Annotated in this window: 23 protein-coding genes, 1 tRNA gene and 1 pseudogene; 11 read left to right on the top strand and 14 right to left on the bottom strand. The window is 64.6% G+C overall.

Annotated elements, in window-relative coordinates; translation table 11 throughout:
- Positions 1-18 precede the first annotated feature (18 nt).
- Together VF617_RS09715 and VF617_RS09710 are read right to left on the bottom strand one after the other, a co-directional pair.
- Positions 19-687: a hypothetical protein gene (locus tag VF617_RS09715; RefSeq protein ID WP_331014681.1), complete on the bottom strand. Its 669-nt coding sequence runs from the start codon at positions 685-687 to the stop codon at positions 19-21.
- Between the two features lie 164 nt (positions 688-851).
- The gene (locus VF617_RS09710; RefSeq protein ID WP_331014680.1) at positions 852-1,586 is read right to left on the bottom strand and encodes a Crp/Fnr family transcriptional regulator; all 735 of its coding nucleotides are present in this window, start codon (positions 1,584-1,586) and stop codon (positions 852-854) included.
- Between the two features lie 166 nt (positions 1,587-1,752).
- On the opposite strand from VF617_RS09710, the gene VF617_RS09705 reads away from it, so the two are divergent.
- From VF617_RS09705 to VF617_RS09695, 3 genes are read left to right on the top strand one after another with little or no spacing between them, the layout of a single operon-like run.
- Complete coding sequence (locus VF617_RS09705) at positions 1,753-2,697, top strand: ferritin-like domain-containing protein (protein WP_331014679.1); 945 nt, start codon at positions 1,753-1,755, stop codon at positions 2,695-2,697.
- A 28-nt stretch (positions 2,698-2,725) separates the two neighbouring features.
- The gene (locus tag VF617_RS09700; RefSeq protein ID WP_331014678.1) at positions 2,726-3,724 is read left to right on the top strand and encodes a ferritin-like domain-containing protein; all 999 of its coding nucleotides are present in this window, start codon (positions 2,726-2,728) and stop codon (positions 3,722-3,724) included.
- 2 nt (positions 3,725-3,726) lie between these two features.
- Entirely contained in the window at positions 3,727-5,070 is a 1,344-nt protein-coding gene (locus VF617_RS09695; protein ID WP_331014677.1) for an Nramp family divalent metal transporter, read from the top strand.
- Positions 5,071-5,091: 21 nt separating this feature from the next.
- On the opposite strand, the gene nusG is transcribed toward VF617_RS09695, so the two are convergent.
- From nusG to VF617_RS09665, 6 genes are all read right to left on the bottom strand, one after another.
- On the bottom strand, positions 5,092-5,628 hold the full coding sequence (gene nusG, locus VF617_RS09690) for a transcription termination/antitermination protein NusG (protein WP_331014676.1): 537 nt from the start codon (positions 5,626-5,628) through the stop codon (positions 5,092-5,094).
- A 2-nt stretch (positions 5,629-5,630) separates the two neighbouring features.
- Complete coding sequence (secE, locus tag VF617_RS09685; RefSeq protein ID WP_331014675.1) at positions 5,631-5,834, bottom strand: preprotein translocase subunit SecE; 204 nt, start codon at positions 5,832-5,834, stop codon at positions 5,631-5,633.
- 164 nt (positions 5,835-5,998) lie between these two features.
- Positions 5,999-6,577, bottom strand: a complete 579-nt coding sequence (locus VF617_RS09680; RefSeq protein ID WP_331014674.1) for a YqaA family protein — start codon at positions 6,575-6,577, stop codon at positions 5,999-6,001.
- Between the two features lie 28 nt (positions 6,578-6,605).
- Positions 6,606-6,682, bottom strand: a tRNA-Trp gene (locus tag VF617_RS09675).
- A 62-nt stretch (positions 6,683-6,744) separates the two neighbouring features.
- Positions 6,745-9,105: a putative bifunctional diguanylate cyclase/phosphodiesterase gene (locus VF617_RS09670; protein ID WP_331014673.1), complete on the bottom strand. Its 2,361-nt coding sequence runs from the start codon at positions 9,103-9,105 to the stop codon at positions 6,745-6,747.
- Between the two features lie 278 nt (positions 9,106-9,383).
- Positions 9,384-11,153, bottom strand: a complete 1,770-nt coding sequence (locus VF617_RS09665; RefSeq protein WP_331014672.1) for a fatty acyl-AMP ligase — start codon at positions 11,151-11,153, stop codon at positions 9,384-9,386.
- A gap of 119 nt (positions 11,154-11,272) precedes the next feature.
- Between VF617_RS09665 and VF617_RS09660 the strand changes: the two genes are divergently transcribed.
- From VF617_RS09660 to VF617_RS09635, 6 genes and pseudogenes are all read left to right on the top strand, one after another.
- Positions 11,273-11,809 carry a regulatory protein RecX gene (locus VF617_RS09660; RefSeq protein WP_331014671.1) on the top strand — a complete coding sequence of 179 codons (537 nt, stop codon included), beginning with the start codon at positions 11,273-11,275 and terminating at the stop codon, positions 11,807-11,809.
- Between the two features lie 62 nt (positions 11,810-11,871).
- Positions 11,872-12,456, top strand: coding sequence for a cold-shock protein (locus tag VF617_RS09655; RefSeq protein ID WP_331014670.1), 585 nt, complete (start codon positions 11,872-11,874; stop codon positions 12,454-12,456).
- 5 nt (positions 12,457-12,461) lie between these two features.
- Positions 12,462-12,962 (top strand): DUF192 domain-containing protein, encoded by a 501-nt coding sequence (locus VF617_RS09650; RefSeq protein ID WP_331014669.1) that lies wholly within the window; start codon positions 12,462-12,464, stop codon positions 12,960-12,962.
- Between the two features lie 61 nt (positions 12,963-13,023).
- Positions 13,024-13,353, top strand: a complete 330-nt coding sequence (locus VF617_RS09645; protein ID WP_331014668.1) for a hypothetical protein — start codon at positions 13,024-13,026, stop codon at positions 13,351-13,353.
- An 89-nt stretch (positions 13,354-13,442) separates the two neighbouring features.
- On the top strand, positions 13,443-13,835 hold the full coding sequence (locus VF617_RS09640) for an NADH:ubiquinone oxidoreductase subunit NDUFA12 (RefSeq protein WP_331014667.1): 393 nt from the start codon (positions 13,443-13,445) through the stop codon (positions 13,833-13,835).
- A pseudogene (locus VF617_RS09635) lies at positions 13,832-14,248 on the top strand (DUF2155 domain-containing protein); the annotation flags it as partial. The gene VF617_RS09640 and the pseudogene VF617_RS09635, both read left to right, overlap by 4 nt.
- 35 nt (positions 14,249-14,283) lie before the next feature.
- On the opposite strand, the gene aat reads toward VF617_RS09635, so the two are convergent.
- The 3 genes from aat to VF617_RS09620 all read right to left on the bottom strand — a co-directional run bounded on the left by aat (position 14,284) and on the right by VF617_RS09620 (position 16,939).
- Complete coding sequence (gene aat / locus VF617_RS09630) at positions 14,284-15,036, bottom strand: leucyl/phenylalanyl-tRNA--protein transferase (RefSeq protein WP_331014666.1); 753 nt, start codon at positions 15,034-15,036, stop codon at positions 14,284-14,286.
- Between the two features lie 93 nt (positions 15,037-15,129).
- Positions 15,130-15,510, bottom strand: coding sequence for a hypothetical protein (locus tag VF617_RS09625; RefSeq protein ID WP_331014665.1), 381 nt, complete (start codon positions 15,508-15,510; stop codon positions 15,130-15,132).
- 121 nt (positions 15,511-15,631) lie between these two features.
- Positions 15,632-16,939, bottom strand: coding sequence for a type VI secretion protein ImpB (locus VF617_RS09620; RefSeq protein WP_331014664.1), 1,308 nt, complete (start codon positions 16,937-16,939; stop codon positions 15,632-15,634).
- 92 nt (positions 16,940-17,031) lie between these two features.
- On the opposite strand from VF617_RS09620, the gene VF617_RS09615 reads away from it, so the two are divergent.
- Positions 17,032-17,529 carry a hypothetical protein gene (locus tag VF617_RS09615; RefSeq protein WP_331014663.1) on the top strand — a complete coding sequence of 166 codons (498 nt, stop codon included), beginning with the start codon at positions 17,032-17,034 and terminating at the stop codon, positions 17,527-17,529.
- On the opposite strand, the gene VF617_RS09610 is transcribed toward VF617_RS09615, so the two are convergent.
- The 3 genes from VF617_RS09610 to VF617_RS09600 are packed head-to-tail and all read right to left on the bottom strand — an operon-like array spanning position 17,526 to position 18,669.
- On the bottom strand, positions 17,526-18,020 hold the full coding sequence (locus VF617_RS09610) for a DNA-deoxyinosine glycosylase (RefSeq protein ID WP_331014662.1): 495 nt from the start codon (positions 18,018-18,020) through the stop codon (positions 17,526-17,528). The two genes, VF617_RS09615 and VF617_RS09610, sit on opposite strands and share 4 nt — an antisense overlap.
- Positions 18,017-18,403: a type II toxin-antitoxin system VapC family toxin gene (locus VF617_RS09605; protein ID WP_331014661.1), complete on the bottom strand. Its 387-nt coding sequence runs from the start codon at positions 18,401-18,403 to the stop codon at positions 18,017-18,019. The genes VF617_RS09610 and VF617_RS09605 overlap by 4 nt, the downstream gene beginning before the upstream one ends.
- Positions 18,400-18,669 (bottom strand): type II toxin-antitoxin system VapB family antitoxin, encoded by a 270-nt coding sequence (locus VF617_RS09600; RefSeq protein ID WP_331014660.1) that lies wholly within the window; start codon positions 18,667-18,669, stop codon positions 18,400-18,402. The genes VF617_RS09605 and VF617_RS09600 overlap by 4 nt, the downstream gene beginning before the upstream one ends.
- Positions 18,670-18,737: 68 nt before the next feature.
- Here VF617_RS09600 and VF617_RS09595 point away from each other — a divergent pair, with 68 nt between their 5' ends.
- Positions 18,738-19,067: a DUF962 domain-containing protein gene (locus tag VF617_RS09595; RefSeq protein ID WP_331014659.1), complete on the top strand. Its 330-nt coding sequence runs from the start codon at positions 18,738-18,740 to the stop codon at positions 19,065-19,067.
- Positions 19,068-19,098 lie beyond the last annotated feature (31 nt).

Genomic DNA, 19,098 nt, shown 5'->3' with positions numbered 1-19,098 from the left:
GGCTCCCGGCTCGATATTCTACATCGCCGCGGTTCGGGCGCGTGAGGCCGAATGGCCGCCATTTCGATAGAGCGTTTCCTGCGCTTCCTGACGATCGACGCCATCGGCGTTGACGGTTACGAGCACTCCGCCGCCCTTCAGGCGATCGCCGTAATAAGCGGCGTCGTCATCGCCCACGCCGTGCTTTTTCAATGCCTCGTTGAACGTGCCCGCGGCGGCGCCTGCCACCGCACCGATCGCCATGGCTTCGGGAACCGCCGATGCCGCGATTGCGCCGAGCGCCGCGAGCGGACCCACGCCCGGAATCGCGAGCGCCGCCACGCCGAGCCCCGCACCGAGCGCTCCGCCACCGAGAATGCCGCGGAGAATATTGGTGTGTTCCTCATCGGTGATTTCGCCACCGCCTTCGCGGGTGGTCATCGTTCCCTTCGACTGCGCGATGAGCGAAAGATCAGAATCGGTGACGCCCAGCTCGCGAAGCTCCGAGACTGCGCGCTGCGCTTCATCATTGCTGTCGAAGATCGCCGAGACGACGCCGGCATTTCCCGAGCGCCGGCCCTCGGTTGAATCGGTTCCCATCGCGGCGGAGAGGCCCCCGGTTTCGCCGGTCACCGCATTGGCGGCGCGATCCAGTGGACCGCGATTGGGATCGTCGAAGCCGAATGCGCTGTTATCGTTGTTATTCATTATCTCTCTCCTTGGAACGCCTACTTGGTCGCAGCGCGAAAGCGGCAGGTCTGGCCCGGGACGCCTGCTCGTTGCGATAGCGGCTCAACTCGCATGCATCCGCGAGGTTCACTGTCTGGATGTCGATTGAGAGAATATCGGGTGGAACGGTTCGTCGTGCGGACCTAGCGGCGCACGATCTCCATAGCGTAATGCGCTTCGGGCACGCCATAAGGGGCGCCGGCAATCACTTGCAGCGCATGGCGGTCGCGGACCACGATGCGCCCGCGGACGCATTTCAGGACGCCGTCGCCTTCGAGCAAATGGAGGCAATCGGTCACGCTTGCGCGGCGCACATGCAGGGCGGAGGCGATCTGGTCGTGCGTCAGGGCCATCGCCTCGCCTTCATGCCGGTCGTCCAGCATCAGCACCCAGCGCGCTACGCGACGCTCGATCGTGTCGGCGGAGGATGCGATGGTACATGCCATCTGCAGCATGAAATTGTGGACGTAGCGGAGCAACGCGGCATGCAGCGTCGCGCTGATATGGCAGGCTTCGAGCAACGGAGCCTTGCGAATGACCCGCGCGGTCCCGCTCGTGCGGGCGACGCACATCAGCGGCGAGGATTCGCAGCCCAATAATAAGGGCCATCCGATCATCCCTTCATGCCCAACCATGCCGATTTCCGGCCGGCTGGCGGGCCCCGCGTCGCGGAAGGATATGATCGCGGTTTCCGGAAAAAAGGCGTTGTCGAGGGGGCGGTCTAGCGACGCCACGATATCTCCCGGAGCATAGCTGACGCGGCTGAGATGGGGCTCGATCAGGCGCGCGTCGCCCGGTCGCAGCGACGCAAGCAGCAGATTGCGGCGGGATGCCGGAACGGGGCGCGGCTCACAATCACTGCTCTGGCTTGCCGGCATTCATGACCTCAATTCAACGACGCAACATTCTCATTAGAAAACATATTCGTCGAACAGGGCCGATCGGATGCACTCCGTACGCCAGCGTACTCATGAATATCCGTTAAGGAACCTGCGCGCCGCCCCCTTGTTCCGCTTTCCACTGCAAACCCAGGAGGCAGCTTTCATGAGCACTGACACGGAATTGCTCGAGGTGTTCGACGCCCGAGCGCAACGTCGCGAAGAGCGGCGTGATTTCTTCCGCGCCCTGGGCCTTGCGGCCGCGGCCGGCGCCGGACTCACCGCCGCGGGACACATCGGCCAAGCCCAGGCGCAGGCAGCGCCGACGGACGGCGACGTGCTCAATTTCGCGCTCAACCTCGAATATCTCGAAGCGCAATTCTATTCCTTCGCCGCATTCGGCGTGGGCCTCAACCCGACCTTGCTGACCGGCACGGGCACTCCCGGCCTGGCCACTGGCGGACGACAGGTGGCCTTCACCGATCCCGTCGTGGCGCAACATGCCCGCGAGATCGCCGCGGACGAAATCGCGCACGTGACGTTCCTGCGCGACGCGATCGGCGCGACTCGCGTCGCCCAGCCGGCGATCGACATTTCGCCCACCGGGGCCTTTTCGGCTGCGGCGCGGGCCGCCGGGCTCATCTCGGGCGCGCAGGTTTTCGATCCCTATTCGAGCGACGAGAATTTCCTGCTCGGAGCCTATATCTTCGAAGACGTAGGCGTGACTGCGTATAAGGGCGCATCGCCGCTGATCACCAGCAAGGTGTTCCTGGAGGCCGCTGCGGGCATTCTGGCCGTGGAAGCCTATCATGCCGCGCTCATCCGCACGGTGCTCGACTTCAAGGGGATCGCTACTCCCGCATTGATCGACGCGACCGAGGCGATTTCCAACGCGCGGGACGGTCTGGATGGTGCGACCGACCTGGATCAGGGGATTCGCCCGATCGGCAACATGAGCAATATCGCCCCGCTCGACGGCAACGGCCTCGCCTTCAGCCGCTCTCCCGGCCAAGTGCTGAACATCGCTTACCTCAACCGCGCCGCCACCGATCGCGGGGGGTTCTTCCCCGCCGGAGTCAATGGCTCGGTCCGCACCAGCGCCGCAAACTAAGCCCGCAACGGCATAAGGGAGTTTTCCCATGAATCATGACATTGTTCTCGAAGTTCTCGACGCAACCGAGAAGCGGCGCAACGAGCGGCGCGAATTCATCCGGCTCGCGGGCGGCGCCAGCGTCGCGGCGGCAGGACTGGCATTGGCCGGGTGCAGCAGCGACAATGACGGCCCAGGCTCCGTCACCACGCCGGCCCCCACGCCAACGCCGACGCCACCCACGACCGGGAACGCGGATTTCGACGTGCTCAACTTTGCGTTAAACCTCGAATATCTCGAAGCGCAATTCTATTCCTACGCAGCGAATGGCGTCTCGATCCCGATCGCCCTACTTGGCGGCACCGGTACTCCCGGCGCACCCACCGGCGGACGTCAGGTGGCTTTCACCGATCCCGCAGTGGGCCGCTATGCGCGGGAGATCGCATCGGACGAGCAGCAGCACGTTGCTTTCCTGCGCACCGTACTCGGAAACTCCGCAGTCGCGCAGCCGGCGCTCGATATCTCGGCCGATCCCAATGGAGCTTTCTCCAACGCAGCGCGGGCCGCCGGCCTGGTAGGGCCAGGCGTGGCCTTCGATCCTTATGCCAACGACCAGAACTTCCTGCTGGCGGCATTCATCTTCGAGGATGTAGGTGTATCCGCCTATAAGGGGGCTTCGCCGTTGCTCACGAACAAGACCTATCTCGAAGCGGCGGCGGGCATTCTGGCGGCCGAGGCCTATCATGCGGGGCTGATCCGGACCGTGCTGTACCGCAAGGGCATAGCGACACCGTCGGCTATCGACGCGACCGAGGCGATCTCGAATGCGCGAGACGGCCTGGACGGCGCCAGCGACATCGATCAGGGCATCCGCCCGATCGGCAGCGCATCGAATATCGTGCCCACGGATTCGAGCGGCATCGCCTTCAGCCGCAGCGCGGGGCAGGTGCTCAACATCGCCTATCTCAACAAGGCCGCCGTCGATCGCGGGGGCTTCTTCCCCGTGGGCGTCAACGGCAATATCCGCCTTAGCGCCGCGAGTGGCTGAGAATGCCGCCTGCCGAGGGTGAAGCGACGCTGGCCGCTACGCCCGCCGAAAAGATCCCCCCCAGCCTGCCCGACGTCTTTCGGACCATAAAGGTTCCGAAAGGCGGCGGGCGTTTTTGGCGCAAGTTCGGCGCATTCGCCGGGCCGGGATATCTGGTGGCGGTCGGCTATATGGACCCGGGCAACTGGGCCACCGACATCGCCGGCGGATCGGCGTTCGGCTATACTCTCCTGTCGGTCATCCTGTTTTCCAACCTGATGGCGATGCTCCTTCAGTCGCTGTCCGCCAAACTCGGCATCGTCGCGGGCCTCGATCTCGCCCAGGCCTGCCGCCAGAGCTATGGCAAGGTCACGCGGATGATGCTGTGGGTCCTGTGCGAACTCGCGATCATCGCCTGCGACCTGGCCGAAGTGCTCGGCACCGCGATCGCGCTAAACCTGCTCTTCGGAATACCGCTCGTCGCGGGCGTGACGCTTACGGCGCTAGACGTGCTGCTGATCCTCGCGCTCCAGCGCTACGGGTTTCGCAAACTCGAAGCCTTTATCATTGCGTTGCTGATCGTCATCGCGGTCTGTTTCGGGGTGGAGCTGGCGATGGCCCAGCCTAGCATTGCCGCGATCGCGGTCTCGCTGATTCCCAGCCCGCAGATCGTGACCAACCCGCTGATGCTCTACATCGCGATCGGCATCCTTGGCGCCACGGTGATGCCGCACAATCTGTATCTCCATTCGGCGATCGTGCAGACGCGCGATTTCGATCGCACCGATGAGGGGAAGCGCGAAGCGATCACGATGGCGACGCTGGACAGCACGATCGCACTGGCGCTGGCCTTCTTCATCAACGCCGCGATCCTGATTCTCGCCGCCGCTGCCTTTCACCAGAACGGCCGGACAGACGTGGCCGAAATCCAGGATGCCTATCATCTGCTGACTCCCGCTTTGGGGACCGGGATGGCGAGCATGCTCTTCGGCATCGCGCTGCTGGCTTCGGGGCAGAATTCGACGATCACCGGCACGCTGGCCGGCCAGATCGTGATGGAGGGCTTCCTCAATCTGCGCCTGCCGGCCTGGCTGCGCCGCACGATCACGCGATCGCTGGCGATCGTCCCGGCGGTGCTGGTGGTGGCGTGGTGGGGGGATACCGGCGCGGCGAAGCTGCTGGTGGCGAGCCAGGTGGTGCTCAGCCTGCAATTGCCCTTTGCGGTGGTGCCGCTCGTGCGCTTTACCAGCGATCCCGCCAAGATGGGCAAGTTCGCCAATCGCGGGTGGATAAAGTGGACCGCTTATGCCGTCGCGGCCGTGATCATCGGGCTCAACTGCCTGATGCTCAGCTACCTGGCGATGTGAAGCGGAAAGCGCGGGCCAGGGCTACTTGATCCGCTCGACATCCTCGAAGCCGAGTTCCAGTGGCGTCGCGCGGCCGAAGATCGAGATCGAGACCTTGACGCGGCTGCGGTCGAAATCGAGCTCCTCGACCACGCCCGAGAAGGTCGCGAAATTGCCGCTGGTGACCTTGACCGTGTCGCCGATATCGTAATCGACGCTGACGCGCGCCTTGGGCGCGGCGGCGGCCTCTTCCTTGGTGTTGAGGATGCGCGAGGCCTCGGCCTCGCTGATCGCCTGAGGCTTGCCCATGCTCCCCAGGAAGCCGGTCACCTTCGGCGTGTTCTTCACCAGGTGATAGACGTCGTCGTTCATGTCGAGCTTGGCGAGCACATAGCCCGGAAAGAATTTGCGCTCGGACTGAATCTTCTTGCCGCGGCGAACCTCGGTCACCGTCTCGGTCGGCACTTCGACCGATTCGACGAACGGAGTCAGCCCCATGCGGTTTGCGTCCGACAGGATCTGATCGCGGACCTTGCCCTCGAAACCCGAATAAGCGTGGATTATGTACCAGCGCGACATGATTATCCCTTGCTGGCGAGGCTGAGCAGGAAGCGGACGAGCGCGTCGAAAGCCGAATCCACGCCCATGAAGAAGATGCCGAGGAAGCTGGTCATGATGATCACCATCACGCCGGTCATGACCGTCTCGCGGCGCGACGGCCACACGATCTTCGACGTTTCCTGGCGCACCTGGCGCATGAATTCGATGGGACTGGTTTTCGCCACCTTGGCCTCGCTTCCAAAATATTTTCCGCCGAGGGGCATGGGTCCGCCGCCGGGTTCCTCCCAGAGGAACCGGCGCTTTCCCGTGACGCTATCGGATTGGGCCGGATATCTAGCGACTGAATCACCCCCGCGCAAGCCGCGTCATGGGCGGGACGCGGGAGGCGCTAAAGCAGGGCTATCGCCGCGAACCCGCCTACGAGAAGGATGAGAAAACCCCAGGCGAATAGGTTGAGCCGCTCTTCGATAAACGCCTGAACGGGCTCGCCGAAGCGCTTGAGCAAGGCGGCGATGATGAAGAAGCGCGCGGCGCGCGTGATCGTCGCCAGGATCACGAACAACGGGAAGTTGAACGCGAAGAAACCACTGGCCAGCGTCACCAGCTTGAACGGAATGGGAGTCAGCCCTTTGACTAGGATGATCGCCGCGCCGTAATTCGCATAGCCCTGGCGAAGCGCCTCGACCTTGGTTTCCATGTGATAGACACCGACCAGCCACTGGCCGACGCTGTCCCACAGGAAATAGCCGATCGCATAGCCGAACATGCCGCCGATCACCGAAGCGATCGAACAGACCGCGGCGATGCGATAGGCTTGGTCGCGGCGCGCCAGCACCATCGGTATCATCATCGCGTCCGGCGGAATCGGGAAGAAGCTGCTCTCCGCGAACGAAACCGCCGCGAGCCCGCGCATCGCGTGCCGGTGGTGCGCCATGCGCAAAACCCAGTCGTACATCGCGCGGAACATCGGCACTCCGACCAGGCTGGGAAACAAATGGCAGGGGCGCTCGGATTCGAACCGAGGGCCTTCGGTTTTGGAGACCGACGCTCTAACCAGCTGAGCTACGCCCCTGTGCGGCTCGCGGCTTTAGCGAGGCCCCGCCGCTCGGGCAAGGGGCTGGGCCCGAAGCCGCATTACGCGGCGGCGCTCGCGTCGCCCATAGGGCGCATCGTCAGCGTCCGTGCTTCGTGCGCGGGAAGGGGACGGCCGAAATAATAGCCCTGCACCTTGGTGCAGCCCAGCCGCTGGACCATGTGGTGCTCCTCCTCGGTCTCGACGCCCTCCGCGGTTGTCGCCATGCCCAGGCTCTCGGCAAGCGCGACCACGGCGCGGATGATCGCGATGGCCTCCTTCACGCCTTGCGATGCGTCCTGGACGAAGCTGCGGTCGATCTTGATCGAGCTGAAACGCGTGCGCGCGAGATAGCCGAGGGAGGAATAGCCGGTGCCGAAATCGTCGAGGCTCAGCCGGATGCCGAGATCGAGGATGCTTTCGAGCACTTCGATCGCCACCGTGCCTTCACGCATGAAGACGCTCTCGGTGACTTCCAGCTCCAGCCGTTCGGCGGGCAGGCCCGATTGCGCCAGCGCCTGTGCGACGACACTGACGAAGGACGGGTTGTAGAGCTGTTCGGGGCTGACATTGACCGCGACGCGCATCGGCATATCCCAGCGGGCGGCTTCGTCGCATGCGGTGCGCAGCACCCATTCGCCGATCGGGGCGATCAGCCGGGCCTCTTCGGCGAGCGGGATGAATTTCGCGGGGGAGACGTTGCCGAGTTCGGGGTGCGTCCAGCGCAGCAGCGCTTCGAAGCCTGTGAGCTGCCCCGAATCAGCGCTGACCACCGGCTGGTAATTGAGGTGCATCTCGCCATTTTCGACGGCGCTGCGCAGCGCGATTTCGAGCACGCGGCGCTCCTCCGCCGCCAAGTGAAGCTGCGGCTCATACGCGTGGAAGACGCCGCCGCCCGCGTCCTTCGAGCGATAGAGCGCCAGATCGGCCGAGCGAACCAGCATCTCGGCGGTCCGCCCATCGCGCGGGCTGGTGGCGAGGCCGACCGAGCAGCCGATGTACAGCGTGTGCTGATCGACTTCATACGGCTTTGAAAGCGCATCGACGATCGCCTGGGCCAGGCGCTCAGTGCGCGCGGTGTCGGTCGCGTCGCGCACGACCACGGCGAACTCGTCGCCGCCAAGCCGGCCGATCATCTCGTTATCGGTGATGAGATGCTTGAGCCGTTCGGAAACGCGCCCCAGCAGCCTGTCGCCCATCGGGTGGCCCAGCGTGTCGTTGACTGCCTTGAAGCGATCCAGATCGATCATCATGAACGCGCAACGCGAGCCCCATTTATCGGCCTCGGCCATGGCGCGGGACAAGGTCTCGTTGATGAACAGGCGATTGGGCAGGCCGGTCAGCGTATCGAACCGCGCCATCTTGTTGATCTTGTCGGCCGACTTCCGCGCCTCGGTCACATCCGAGCCGACGCCGCGGAAGCCGCAAAAGCTTCCGCTGTCATCGATGCGCGGCGAGGCCGACATTTCCCACCAGCGTTCCTCGTCATTGACGAGGACGGGCAGCAGCAGATCGCGAAAGGCTTCGCGGCTCTTGAGCCGGTCGGCCAGTTCGCGGAGGCCCGCGGCGAAATTGCCTGCTTCCCAGGTCGGCCCGGCAAGCAGCTGGAGGAACGCGGTTCCGTTGATCGTCTTGGGATCGGCCCCGAGCGACAAGGCGAAGCGCGGATTGGCGCGGATCACGCGGCGTTGCGCGTCGATTTCCCACAGCCAGTCCGCGCCCGAATCCTCGGTTTCGCGCAGCAACAGGCTGACGGTCTCGTCGCGCTCGGAGATGGCTATCTCGCTCGCACGGATGACGACCAGCGCCTTGCCGCGCCCGAAAGTGGCCATGGTGAGCAGCACCGTGAACAAGGCGGCCGCCGCGGCAAGCAGCGGATTGGCGATGAGCAGGAGCGTAGTGACGATCGAAGCGCCGACGATCGAGACGAAGGTGATGGTGGCCAGCGGCAGCGCCGCCATCGCGACCGCCGAGGCAGTCATCAGCAGCGAGAGGATTATCCACAGCCCGAGCGCCGCGCTCGCATCGGCAAGGTGCCCGAATGCGAGCGGGGGTATCGACCAGACCGCCCCCAGGGCGATGCCGTCCAGCACGGTGTCGCGCACGTCGCCCAGCGTGGCCGTCACGGCTAAACGATGGCGCTTCGACAGGCGGCGGAACGCCACCGCGACGCCGGCCGCGGCTACCAGCGCGCTCCAGCTGGCGAGCTGCCACAAGGGGACGAGCGGCGCGAGAATCAGCGTGACGAGCGTCGCGCCGATCAGGTTCGCCGCGAGCATGAACAAAGCGAGCTGGCTGCCCGCATGCATCTGCGCGGCGCGAATCGGCCCCCAATCGGTAGTGTCCGCCGGGTCGTAAAGCCCGAGCAGCGCGCGGGCATCGATGCGCGGGCGCGCGAATTGGGATGTCGTCTGACTGGTCACCCGATGGATGTACCGAGGGGAGGTTAGCGAGAGGTTAGGTTTGGGGCGGGGAGCGGGAATTTTTCGGGCACGAGCCTAAGAAAGTCCAAGTCTTGCGAATGCGGCGGCGTCCGCATCGCCAGACCATTCGCCGAAAGTTTCAAAAGGGTCGTGGCTCTGCCCGTGCCCCGTTGCATCGTCGCATCGATCATTGTCCAAGCTTTCGGTGCGAGAACGCGGCTGCCTTATTCTCGCCTCCCTGGAAGGGAGGGGAGGCGGCTGCGTCGGACCGGGTTACCTCAAGCCGCCAGCGGGTAAGGCTTGATGTCGCCGCTCAGATAGAGGTTGCGGGCCTTGGCGCGGCTTAGCTTGCCCGAGCTGGTGCGCGGCAGGGTGCGGGGCGGGATGAGTTCGATCACGCAGTTCATGCCGGTGACCGAGCGGACGCGCTCGCGGATTTCCTCGCGCAGGCGGACGCGCTCGCCTTCGTCGGAGGTGCGGCACTGGACGAGCACGGCGGGGGTTTCCTCGCCGCCCGGCGTGGTGATCGCGAAAGCCGCTATGTCACCCTGCTTGAAGCCCGGAAGCTGCTCGACCGCCCATTCGATATCCTGGGGCCAATGGTTGCGGCCATTGACGATGATCATGTCCTTCGCCCGGCCGACGATGTAGATATAGCCTTCGCTTAGATAGCCCATGTCGCCGGTATCGAGCCAACCATCGACGAGGCATGCGTCAGTCGATTCCTGATCGCGGAAATAGCCGACCATCACTGACGGACCCTTGCACCAGACCTTGCCGATCGCCTTGTCCGGAAGCGGCGTGCCGTCTTCCTCGCGAATCTGGATTTGCATGTCGCGCGCGGCCTTGCCGCAATTGACGATGGCGCGGTAGCGCTGGGGACGATCGGCGCGCGAGGCGCCTCCGGAAAGCTGGGTTTCCTCGACGAGCTCGACCTGGATGCCTTCGCCCGGCGGCATGATGGAGACGGCGAGCGTCGCTTCGGCAAGCCCGTAGCTGGGCAGGAACGCGCTGGCCTTGAATCCGGCATCGGCGAACGCATCGACGAAATGCTGCATAACATCGGGGCGGATCATGTCCGCGCCGTTGCCCGCGACGCGCCAGCGCGACAGATCGAAACGGTCCGAAGCCTTGGTCTGGCTCGACATGCGGCGCGAGCAGATATCGTAGCCGAAGGTGGGGGAATAGCTGAGCGTCGTGCCCCGGTTGCGGCTGATCAGGTCGAGCCAGGCCAGCGGACGCCGGGCGAAATCCTCGGTCTTCAGATAGTCGGTCGAGACCTGGTTGGCGACGATCGAGAGCAGGCAGCCGACCAGCCCCATATCGTGATACCAGGGCAGCCAGGAGACGCAGCGGTCACCCTCTCCGACATGCATGCCGTGGCTGTGGGCCGCCAGATTGTTGAGCAGCGCGTGGTGCGTGATCGCGACGCCATGGGGGAAGCGCGTGGAGCCGCTTGAATATTGCAGATAGGCGATATCGCCTGTGCTCGCCTGGGGGAGGGCGGCGTCGGGATCCGGCCGCGTCGCGAATTCGGACCAGTCGATGCCCTCGACTCCGCGCAGGCGAGCAGCCTCCGCGCACATCGCGCCGATCTCGGGCGGATAGATCAGCATCGTCGGGTCGCAGCTCTGAAGCTGGACGGCAAGCTGGCCGATATAGGATTGCGCGCCGCCGAAACTGGTCGGCAGCGGAAGCGGCACCGGCCAGGCGCCGGCATAGATCACGCCGAAGAACAGGCTGGCGAACTCGGGCCCGGTCTCCGCAATCAGCGCGATGCGGTCCTCTGGCTTCACGCCCGCGGCGATCAGCCGGCGCGCCTGGGCCAGCGCATCCGCGCGCATCTCCGAAAAAGGGTAAGGCCGGGCGAGATTGCCGCGCGCATCGTGGAAATTGAGCCCGCGCACCCCCTGCGCAGCATAATCCAGAGCCTCGCCCAGCGTGGCGAAGTCAGCCAGACGACGCGGCAGCGTATCGTCGGTTGGCGTTGGAACCGGCTTTGCCTGGTCCACGCCCGTCTCGTGCGATCCCGAAACTTCCAGATCCATTCGTTTATCCGTGCCCCTGATTGACGGCGTCGTCGTGCCCCCACGACGCAAAGACTTATCCTGCCTCTGCAACGGACTGTCGTTCAAATTCGGTTGCCACTGTGGCACAAACATGGCGCATGCGCCGCCGCGACCGCCCTCTCGACCCACTCAAGTCCTCCGACCTGGAGTGGTTCGCGCTGCGCTATGTCGAGCGCTATGCGACCACAAGAGGCAAGCTTGGCGATTATCTGCGCCGCAAGATACGCGAGCGCGGGTGGAGCGGGGAGGAGCAGCCCGACGTGGCCGCGCTGGCGCAGCGCATGGCCGATCTTGGCTATGTGAACGACCGCGCCTTTGCCGAATCGAAGGCCGGGGCGATGGGCCGGCGGGGACTGGGCGCGCGCCGCGTGACCCAGGCGCTGCGCTTCGACGGCATCGAGGGAGAGGATGCCGAGGCGGTTCGGCCGATCCTGGAGGAAAATACGGCCGCCAGCGTCATCGCCTTTGCCCGGCGCAAGAGCATCGGGCCCTATGCCCGCGCGCTTGCCGACCGGCCGTTGCAGGAGAAGCAAGTCGCGGCGATGGTGCGCGCCGGGCACGCTCCGCATCTGGCGCGAGTGATCGTCCGGATGGCCCCCGGCGAGGATGCAGAAGCGCTGCTCGCGTCCGATTGATATAAAGCAATTCCAATTACGGAAAATCTTGTGTTAAAGTTCTCCGTTGGGGGACAATGAAAATGCGTGCTGATCCGCAGCTTGCGTCGAGGGACTTCGCCGTTGCGTCGCCGGTTAACGATGTGTTCGACGGCGATCAGGCAGCCGACGAGCAGATTTATTCCGGCGTCGTCAAATGGTTCGACGTCACCAGGGGATTCGGGTTTCTGGTCGCGGACGACGGCGCGGTCGGCGACATCCTGATCCATTTCACCGTGCTTCAGGAACATGGCCGCCGTAGCCTGCCCGAAGGCGCGCGAGTCGAATGCACCGCGGTGACGCGCAATCGCGGGCTGCAGGCGCGCGAAATCAAGTCGATCGACCTGAGCCAGGCAGTCGAAGCGCCCAAGCGCCAGGCCGAGCGCTCGGACCGGCTGGAAATGATCGCCTCGGCCGGCCCGTTCGAGCCGGTAGCGGTTAAATGGTTCAATCGGCTGAAAGGCTACGGATTCCTGGTGCGCGGCAGCGACTCCGCCGATATATTCGTCCATATGGAGACATTGCGGCGCGCCGAGATCGAAGAGATCGAACCCGGCCAGCCCCTTCGGGCCCGCATCCTGGATGGCGACAAGGGGCCGCTCGCCGTAGCGGTCGAAAGGACCGGCTGAGCATCATGAAGTTCGTACGTGCGTTGGGGGCGGCGATTGCCGCGGTGGCGCTGCTCGGCAGCGCGGCCTGCAAGAGCGATGCGGGCGCCAGCGCCAGCGTGGACCAGGCCGCGGCCAAATTGGCGGTGACCGTGCGGACCGCCGGCGGGGTGCGGGTTTTCAACGTCGATGTCGCCCGTAGCGCAGCCGAACAGGAGCGGGGGCTGATGTTCCGCACCGGCATCCCGGCGGATGGCGGCATGATCTTCACGCCCTATCCCGCCGGCGGCGGGGCCCCTCGCGAAGCGAGCTTCTGGATGAAGAACACCCCGAGCCCGCTCGACATCATCTTCATTCGCCCCGACGGCACGATCGCTTCGATCGCGGAAAATACCATTCCCTATTCCGAAGACCCGGTGAAATCGGGCGAACCGGTGAACGCCGTGCTGGAGATCAACGGCGGCAAGGCGGCCGAGCTGGGCATCGCCCCGGGCGACAAGGTCACCTGGCCGGGGCAGGGGCGATAAGCTTTGGCGGCGAAGGCGCCGGCCTTTTGTGAGTGAGGTCCGCTCATTTCTGATCAGCGCTTTGAAGCGCGTCGATACTGGCGACGCCTTTACGAACGACGACCTCTGGGCGGCATGCCCGGACCCGCGTGATCTGTGCAATCTGGAGCGCATAGCATGGCAGCGCCTCAGCCATTGGGCTGAAGATGACGATATCCGCGCGAAGGATGCGGCCTACGAGGCAAAGCAGAAGCGCGACATTGCCGAGGCGCTGGCTGACCTGGAAGCGCTCGACGCGGGGTATCTTGAGAGCGAGGTCCACCGCGGTGAACATCAGGAAACGCGATTGCCGGGTGCCGTTCTTTTGGCGGGTCTTGGTCTTATTGTACTCCTGTATTGGGCGTTCATGTGATGGCTTCCGACATCAGGCTCGTTCGATGAGAGCCATTGGAAGGGGAGGATTCGATTGCCTCCCCCAAAGCCGCGCGGTATCGGGCGCGCATGGCCATTTTCAAGAACATCTTCACCTGGTGGGAAGGCGCCACTTTCGGCACCTGGATCGGCCTGCGCGGCAAGGTGCGGGTGGGTGAGGATGCGCTGGGCAACGTCTATTGGCAGGGCGGCAGCGACACTGCGGGCAATCCGCGGCGCTGGGTAATGTATAATGGCGCCAACGACACGAGCCGCGTGCCGGCCGAATGGTTCAGCTGGCTCCACCATCAGATTGTCGAAGCACCCGATGCAGCGCTGCCGGCGCCACGCGCCTGGGAAAAGCCCCCCGAGCCCAATCAGACCGGGACCGAGCTTGCTTATCGTCCGCCCGGCGCGCTGGAAAAGGGGGGGCGGCGCGCTGCCGCGACCGGCGATTACGAGGCCTGGACTCCGGGCGCATGAGATTGCGCGCGCCGCATGCCGCGGCCTTGCTGCTGCTCGCGGCCGCATGCCAGGATGGGGGCGGCGGCAATAACACCGCCGCAGACGAAGTCGTGACGACGGGCGGCGCCGATTCGCGCGGGGCGGAGGAAACGATCTCGGTTCGCGCCGAGGGCGTCGAAGACGCGGGAGCGACGCCGATGAACGAGCGCGAGGCGGTGCTCGGCATCCTCAACAAGCGCAACGGCTCGACGCGCGAGTTCAAGATCAAGCCGGGACAGGCGGTGCGGGTCGAGAATGTCATCATCCGCCTGCGCGCGTGCGACAGGACGGCGCCCTGGGAGCAGGACCAGCTAACCGGCGCCTTCGTGCAGGTCGATGTCGAGCAGCTCGACAAGACATGGCGACGCGTGTTTTCGGGCTGGCTGTTCAAGGAACGCCCGGCCCTCAACGTGGTCCAGCACGGAATCTACGATGTGTGGCCCAAGAGCTGCGCGATGACTTTCAAGGATAGCGGGCCGGAGACGGTGACTGCCCCAGCGGCGGGCGGCGGACCGTCCGGGCGGTCCAGCGCGAAGAAGTCGCCATCCACGACGGGCGCCCCAGATGCCAGGCCAGCCGTCGATTCCCCGAGCGCGGCGCCCAGCAACGAGACATAATCGTCACGCGAAACTTCGACCGCCCCCAATGAGGCGAGATGGTCGGTCTGGAACTGGCAATCCAGCAGAGTGAAGCCGCCTGCCTTCAGCCGCGCCACGAGGTGTGCGAAGGCGACCTTGGAAGCATCGCGCACCCGCGTGACCATCGATTCGCCGAAAAAGGCGCGGCCCAGCGCGAGGCCGTACAGGCCGCCGACAAGACTGTTTCCCTCCCAACATTCGATCGAATGGGCGAAGCCCCGGCGGTGAAGCTCGACGAAGACGCGCTCGATCGGGCCGTTGATCCAAGTGTCGGGCCGGTCGCTCGCGGATTCGGCGCAGAGCTGCACAATCCGCTGGAATTCCTGATCGACCGTGACTTTGAAGCGGTCAGCCAGGATGGTTTTCCTGAGCGATCGCGAGAGATGGAATTCGCCGAGCGGAAGCACGCCGCGCAGCTTCGGCTCGACCCAATAGACGCTGGAGGCCAGCCGGTGATCGGCCATCGGGAAAACCCCCATCGCATAAGCGCGGAGGACGAGATCGGGGTCCAGCTCTAGCTGCGGGGGGAGCGGATGGCTCATGATTGGGTGCCTGACCGCATTAAACGCAGGCTGGCATGAAAAAGGGCCGGCGGAAATGCCCGCCGGCCCTGAAAAATAGGAGGGTGATGGCGCTCAGGCCCTGCAGGTGCGGGTGCCTTGGTTGGGCGTCACGACGGTTACCGACTTCGCGTCGCCGGTCAGCTTGAAGCCGCCATCGGCGACATAGGGCTCGCCAGCGTTCGGCGCCTTGAGCATCGTAGCGGGGCCGTCCTTCGCGGTCCTGACCTGAACCTGCTTGTCGCCCTGGAAAAAATCCACGAACACAAGGCTGTTATCGCCGCAGCGCATGATTTTGCTCGCGGCGATCGAGGGCGGGAGCTCGACCTTGGGCGCGTTCTTCAGCGCTTCTGCCTGGGGATCGGGCGCGGTGCCGCTGACTTCTTCGGGCTTTTGATTACATGCTGCGAGCGACAGGAGCGCGGCGGCGGCGGCAAGGAGTGAGGTTTTGTTCATAGGGACGCGGGTTTCTCCGAAGGGACGCAAGCGGTCAAGCGATTCGTGATATAGAATCACATTCTTTTTGTGCGGCGCAGTATAGCATTCCTATTGTTGCGCACGCCTGAATCGGCCGCGGCTATTCATGGAACTCGTTCATTTCCGGAATGCGACCGAACGCGATTTTTGTGCCGACGCGATCAAGCCTGCCGCCGTGCAGGGGACCCACCGAAACGGCATTGCGCCCGAACTTCTCGTTGATGCGGTCCATCGCCTTGCTGAGGGACAGGGTCCGGGTCTCGCGCGCAAGCGGGTCGTCGGGATCGAGACTGGCGAAGAGCGATCCCTGTTCACCTTCGACGGCCTCTATCTCGCACAGCGTGACGCCGACCATGCGGAGCCGAAAACCGCCGGGCCTCGCGCGGCCGGCCTCGGCGAGGCGGGGGAACAGCCCGTCGAGCGCGTGCAGAATGACGAAGCTATCCTGCGTGCAGGGCAGCTTCACCGAGGCGCGCCAATTGCTCTTATCGTCTTCGAATTTCCCGTGGAGAACCAGCAGCCGGCTGCGATAGCCCTTGCGGCGCAAGCGGCTCGCCGTCTTGAGCGCGAGGCGGCGCGCGGTGAGGCGCGTCGGCTCAAGCCCGCGCTTGGCGGGTGAGAGAACATGGCTGTGCCCGATCGTGCGGCTCTGCGTCGGCTTTTCGGGCAGGTCGACGCCGTGGAGCTGATACCAGAGCCGATCGCCATTGCTGCCGCCCCAGGCGTTCCCGGCGTCGCGTGGGCGGCGTTCGCAATATTGGCGGATATCCAGGATGCCGTCCTGCGCCAGCCGCCGCTCCATCTTGGCGCCGATCCCCGCGATGTCGCGCAGCTTCATACCGTAAAGGCGCTCCGGAAGCTGATCCTCGGTGAACATCACCAGCCCGTCCGGCTTCTGCATGTCCGACGCGAGCTTTGCGAGCAGGCGATTGGGCGCGATCCCCACCGAACTGGTCATGCACTCGCCGATATTCGCGCGGATGCCGGTCTTGATGCGGTGGGCGAGCGCGATCGCGGCTTCGGGGCTGTTCTCGTTGTCGAGCAGGCGGCACGCCACTTCATCGATGCTGCAGACATGAGTCACCGGAATGTGCCGCCAGACTTCCTCGACGATGCGCTCGTGAAACTCCACATATTTGTCGTGGCGCGCGGGCGTGACGATCAGATCCCGGCACAGGCGCTTGGCTTCCCAGACGGGCGTGCCCGTGCCGATCCCGAATTTCTTGGCCTGGACCGAAGCGGCGATGGCGACGGTGGTGTCGCTGTCGACCGGCGCGACGATGATCGGCTTGCCCCGCAATGCCGGATCGAGTTGCTGCTCGACGCTGGCGAAATAGGAATTGAGATCGAGAAACAGCCAGCGGAGCGGTCTCGGAGGGAAGGCCAGGAAGGGCGAATCGGTGGGCATTTCGGACGGAACATTAGCGAAACATGCCCGTGCCGCATAGCTTGACCGACAGCGTTGCAGCGGCCACGCTTGGGGAAATTCCGGGGGATGAGATGCGCCATATCGCAACTGCCACGATGCTGATGCTGCTCGCAAGCTGCGGAGAATCGGCGAAAGAGGCGGAGAAGCGAGGCGAGAATGCCGCGCTCGACCCGCAGGTGCTTCAGCAAAAGCCCACCTCCACCAGCGTGGCAGGGGTCGATTTTGGCAAGCGTGTCGAAGCTTTCGGGACCGAGCCCTACTGGTTGCTGGGAGTCGAGCCGGGAAAGATCGAGTTCGAGGATTTCAGCATCGAGGACGGCGTGAAGACGGTCTGGCCCGCGGCGGCGCCGAAGGTCACCGGCAATGTCGCTGCGATCGAGACCCGGACACCGCAGGGCGAAGCGGTCACGATCACGCTAACCGGCGAAAGCTGCCTGGAGGTCGGCGGGGAAGAGAATACATTGCCGCTCAAGGCGCAGGTAAAGATCGGTGCGCGGATTCTAAGGGGATGCGCCGGCCAGAAGCTGCCCGATCCCGGCTCGCCCGAAGCGCAAAACGCCGCGGACTAGAGGAACCCGCGAAGCCCCTCCCAGGCGGGAAGCTTGGCCGCGAGGCCTATGGTGTGCAGCGGGCTGCTCGAAGGCAAGGCGACGATCTCATAGGACTTTGCCGCCGCGCCGAGTTGCTTGAGGCCGTGCTTGAGCGCGGTGCCCCCGTTGAACGCTATGGCGCGCAAATCGGGGAGGTCGGCGGCGAGCGCGGCGATATCATGCTCCTCCACGTCGCGGATCGCAGCGTCTGTGCTACCGGGCCGCGTGGCGCTGGCGACGACGTCCCACAGCCCGATATGCGCCTCCAGCAATGCGGCCAGGCGATCGTCGTAGTCCAGCGCAGCAAGATCGATTCCCGCCGCGGCGGAAATCAACTGCCAGAACTGGTTCTGCGGATGCGCATAGTAACGCCTGGCGGCGAGCGACGCCTCGCCGGGCAGCGAGCCGAGGACAAGCAGGCGGACCGACTTGTTCACCACCGGGGGAAAGCTGTGCTTGCGCGGATTCACGCGACCAGGATGTCGGTATGGCCGAAATCGTCGCCCTTGAAGAGCAGGGGTTCACCGCTGGCCTTGGCCAGCGCGTAGGCGAAGCAATCGCCGAAGTTCAGCCGGGCGCGGTGGTTGCCCTTTCCGAACCGCGCATAAGCGCGGCGCCCAATTTCGGCTTGCTCCGCAGTCACAGGCGAGATCGAGAGGCGGAGGACACGCACGAGATCATGAAGTTTTTCATCAAGGGCGGGCAGGCCTAATGCCAACAGGACCGGGCCGAGTTCGACCCACGATCCGGCCGAGATCCGCGCGCCTGGATTGCCTTCGAGCAGGTCGTAGAACGAGTCGGCCTCGGCTTCGCCACGAAGCATGGCGACCAGAGCCGACGTATCGACGATCATTTCGGCAGCCCGCGCTCATCGTAAAGATGATCCTTATAGGTGACCGAAAGCTCTTCACCGTCATATTCGGGCTTCCAGCGCTTCCGCGCCTCTCGGACGATTGCCCGAAATTCCTCCCGGCGCGCATTCTTGTCATCTCGAAGGACTGCCAGCTCCCGCTCCAGCGCCTGCTTGATCGCCTGCGTTACCGGCTGGCCGGTGGCATCGGCCAGTTCGCGCGCTAGACGGACGGTTTCGGCATCCTTGATATTCAGCTGCACGCCCATTTCTACCTCCACCGCCGAGCCTTCTACCATGGCTTGCATTGCCGCGGAAGCGGAGTAGCGTTCGGCGTATGGCGCGCGCGATCACCAGCTATCGGGATTTCTGGCCCTATTACCTTCGCGAACATGCTAGGCCGGCGACGCGCGCGATGCACTATGCGGGCACCATCCTGACATTCTGGTTCCTGTTTCTCGCGCTGGGCGCCGGGGGCTGGTGGTGGGCGCTGGTTCCCATTGCCGGCTACGGCTTTGCCTGGGCCGCACATTTCGGAGTGGAGAAAAACCGGCCCGCGACCTTCACCTATCCGCTCTGGTCGCTGTTTTCGGATTATCGGATGTTTTTCCTGTGGCTGTTCGGGCGGCTGGGGCCGCATCTCAAGGCTGCCGGAGTGGCCGCATAGTTTCGCTTGCTTGCCCCACGGGCACTCCCGC

Origin of the sequence: Sphingomonas sp. (assembly GCF_036388215.1) — a bacterium.
GTDB lineage: Bacteria > Pseudomonadota > Alphaproteobacteria > Sphingomonadales > Sphingomonadaceae > Sphingomonas.
Note: the sequence above shows the minus strand (reverse complement) of the source record. Positions and strands in the feature narration are given on the sequence as shown.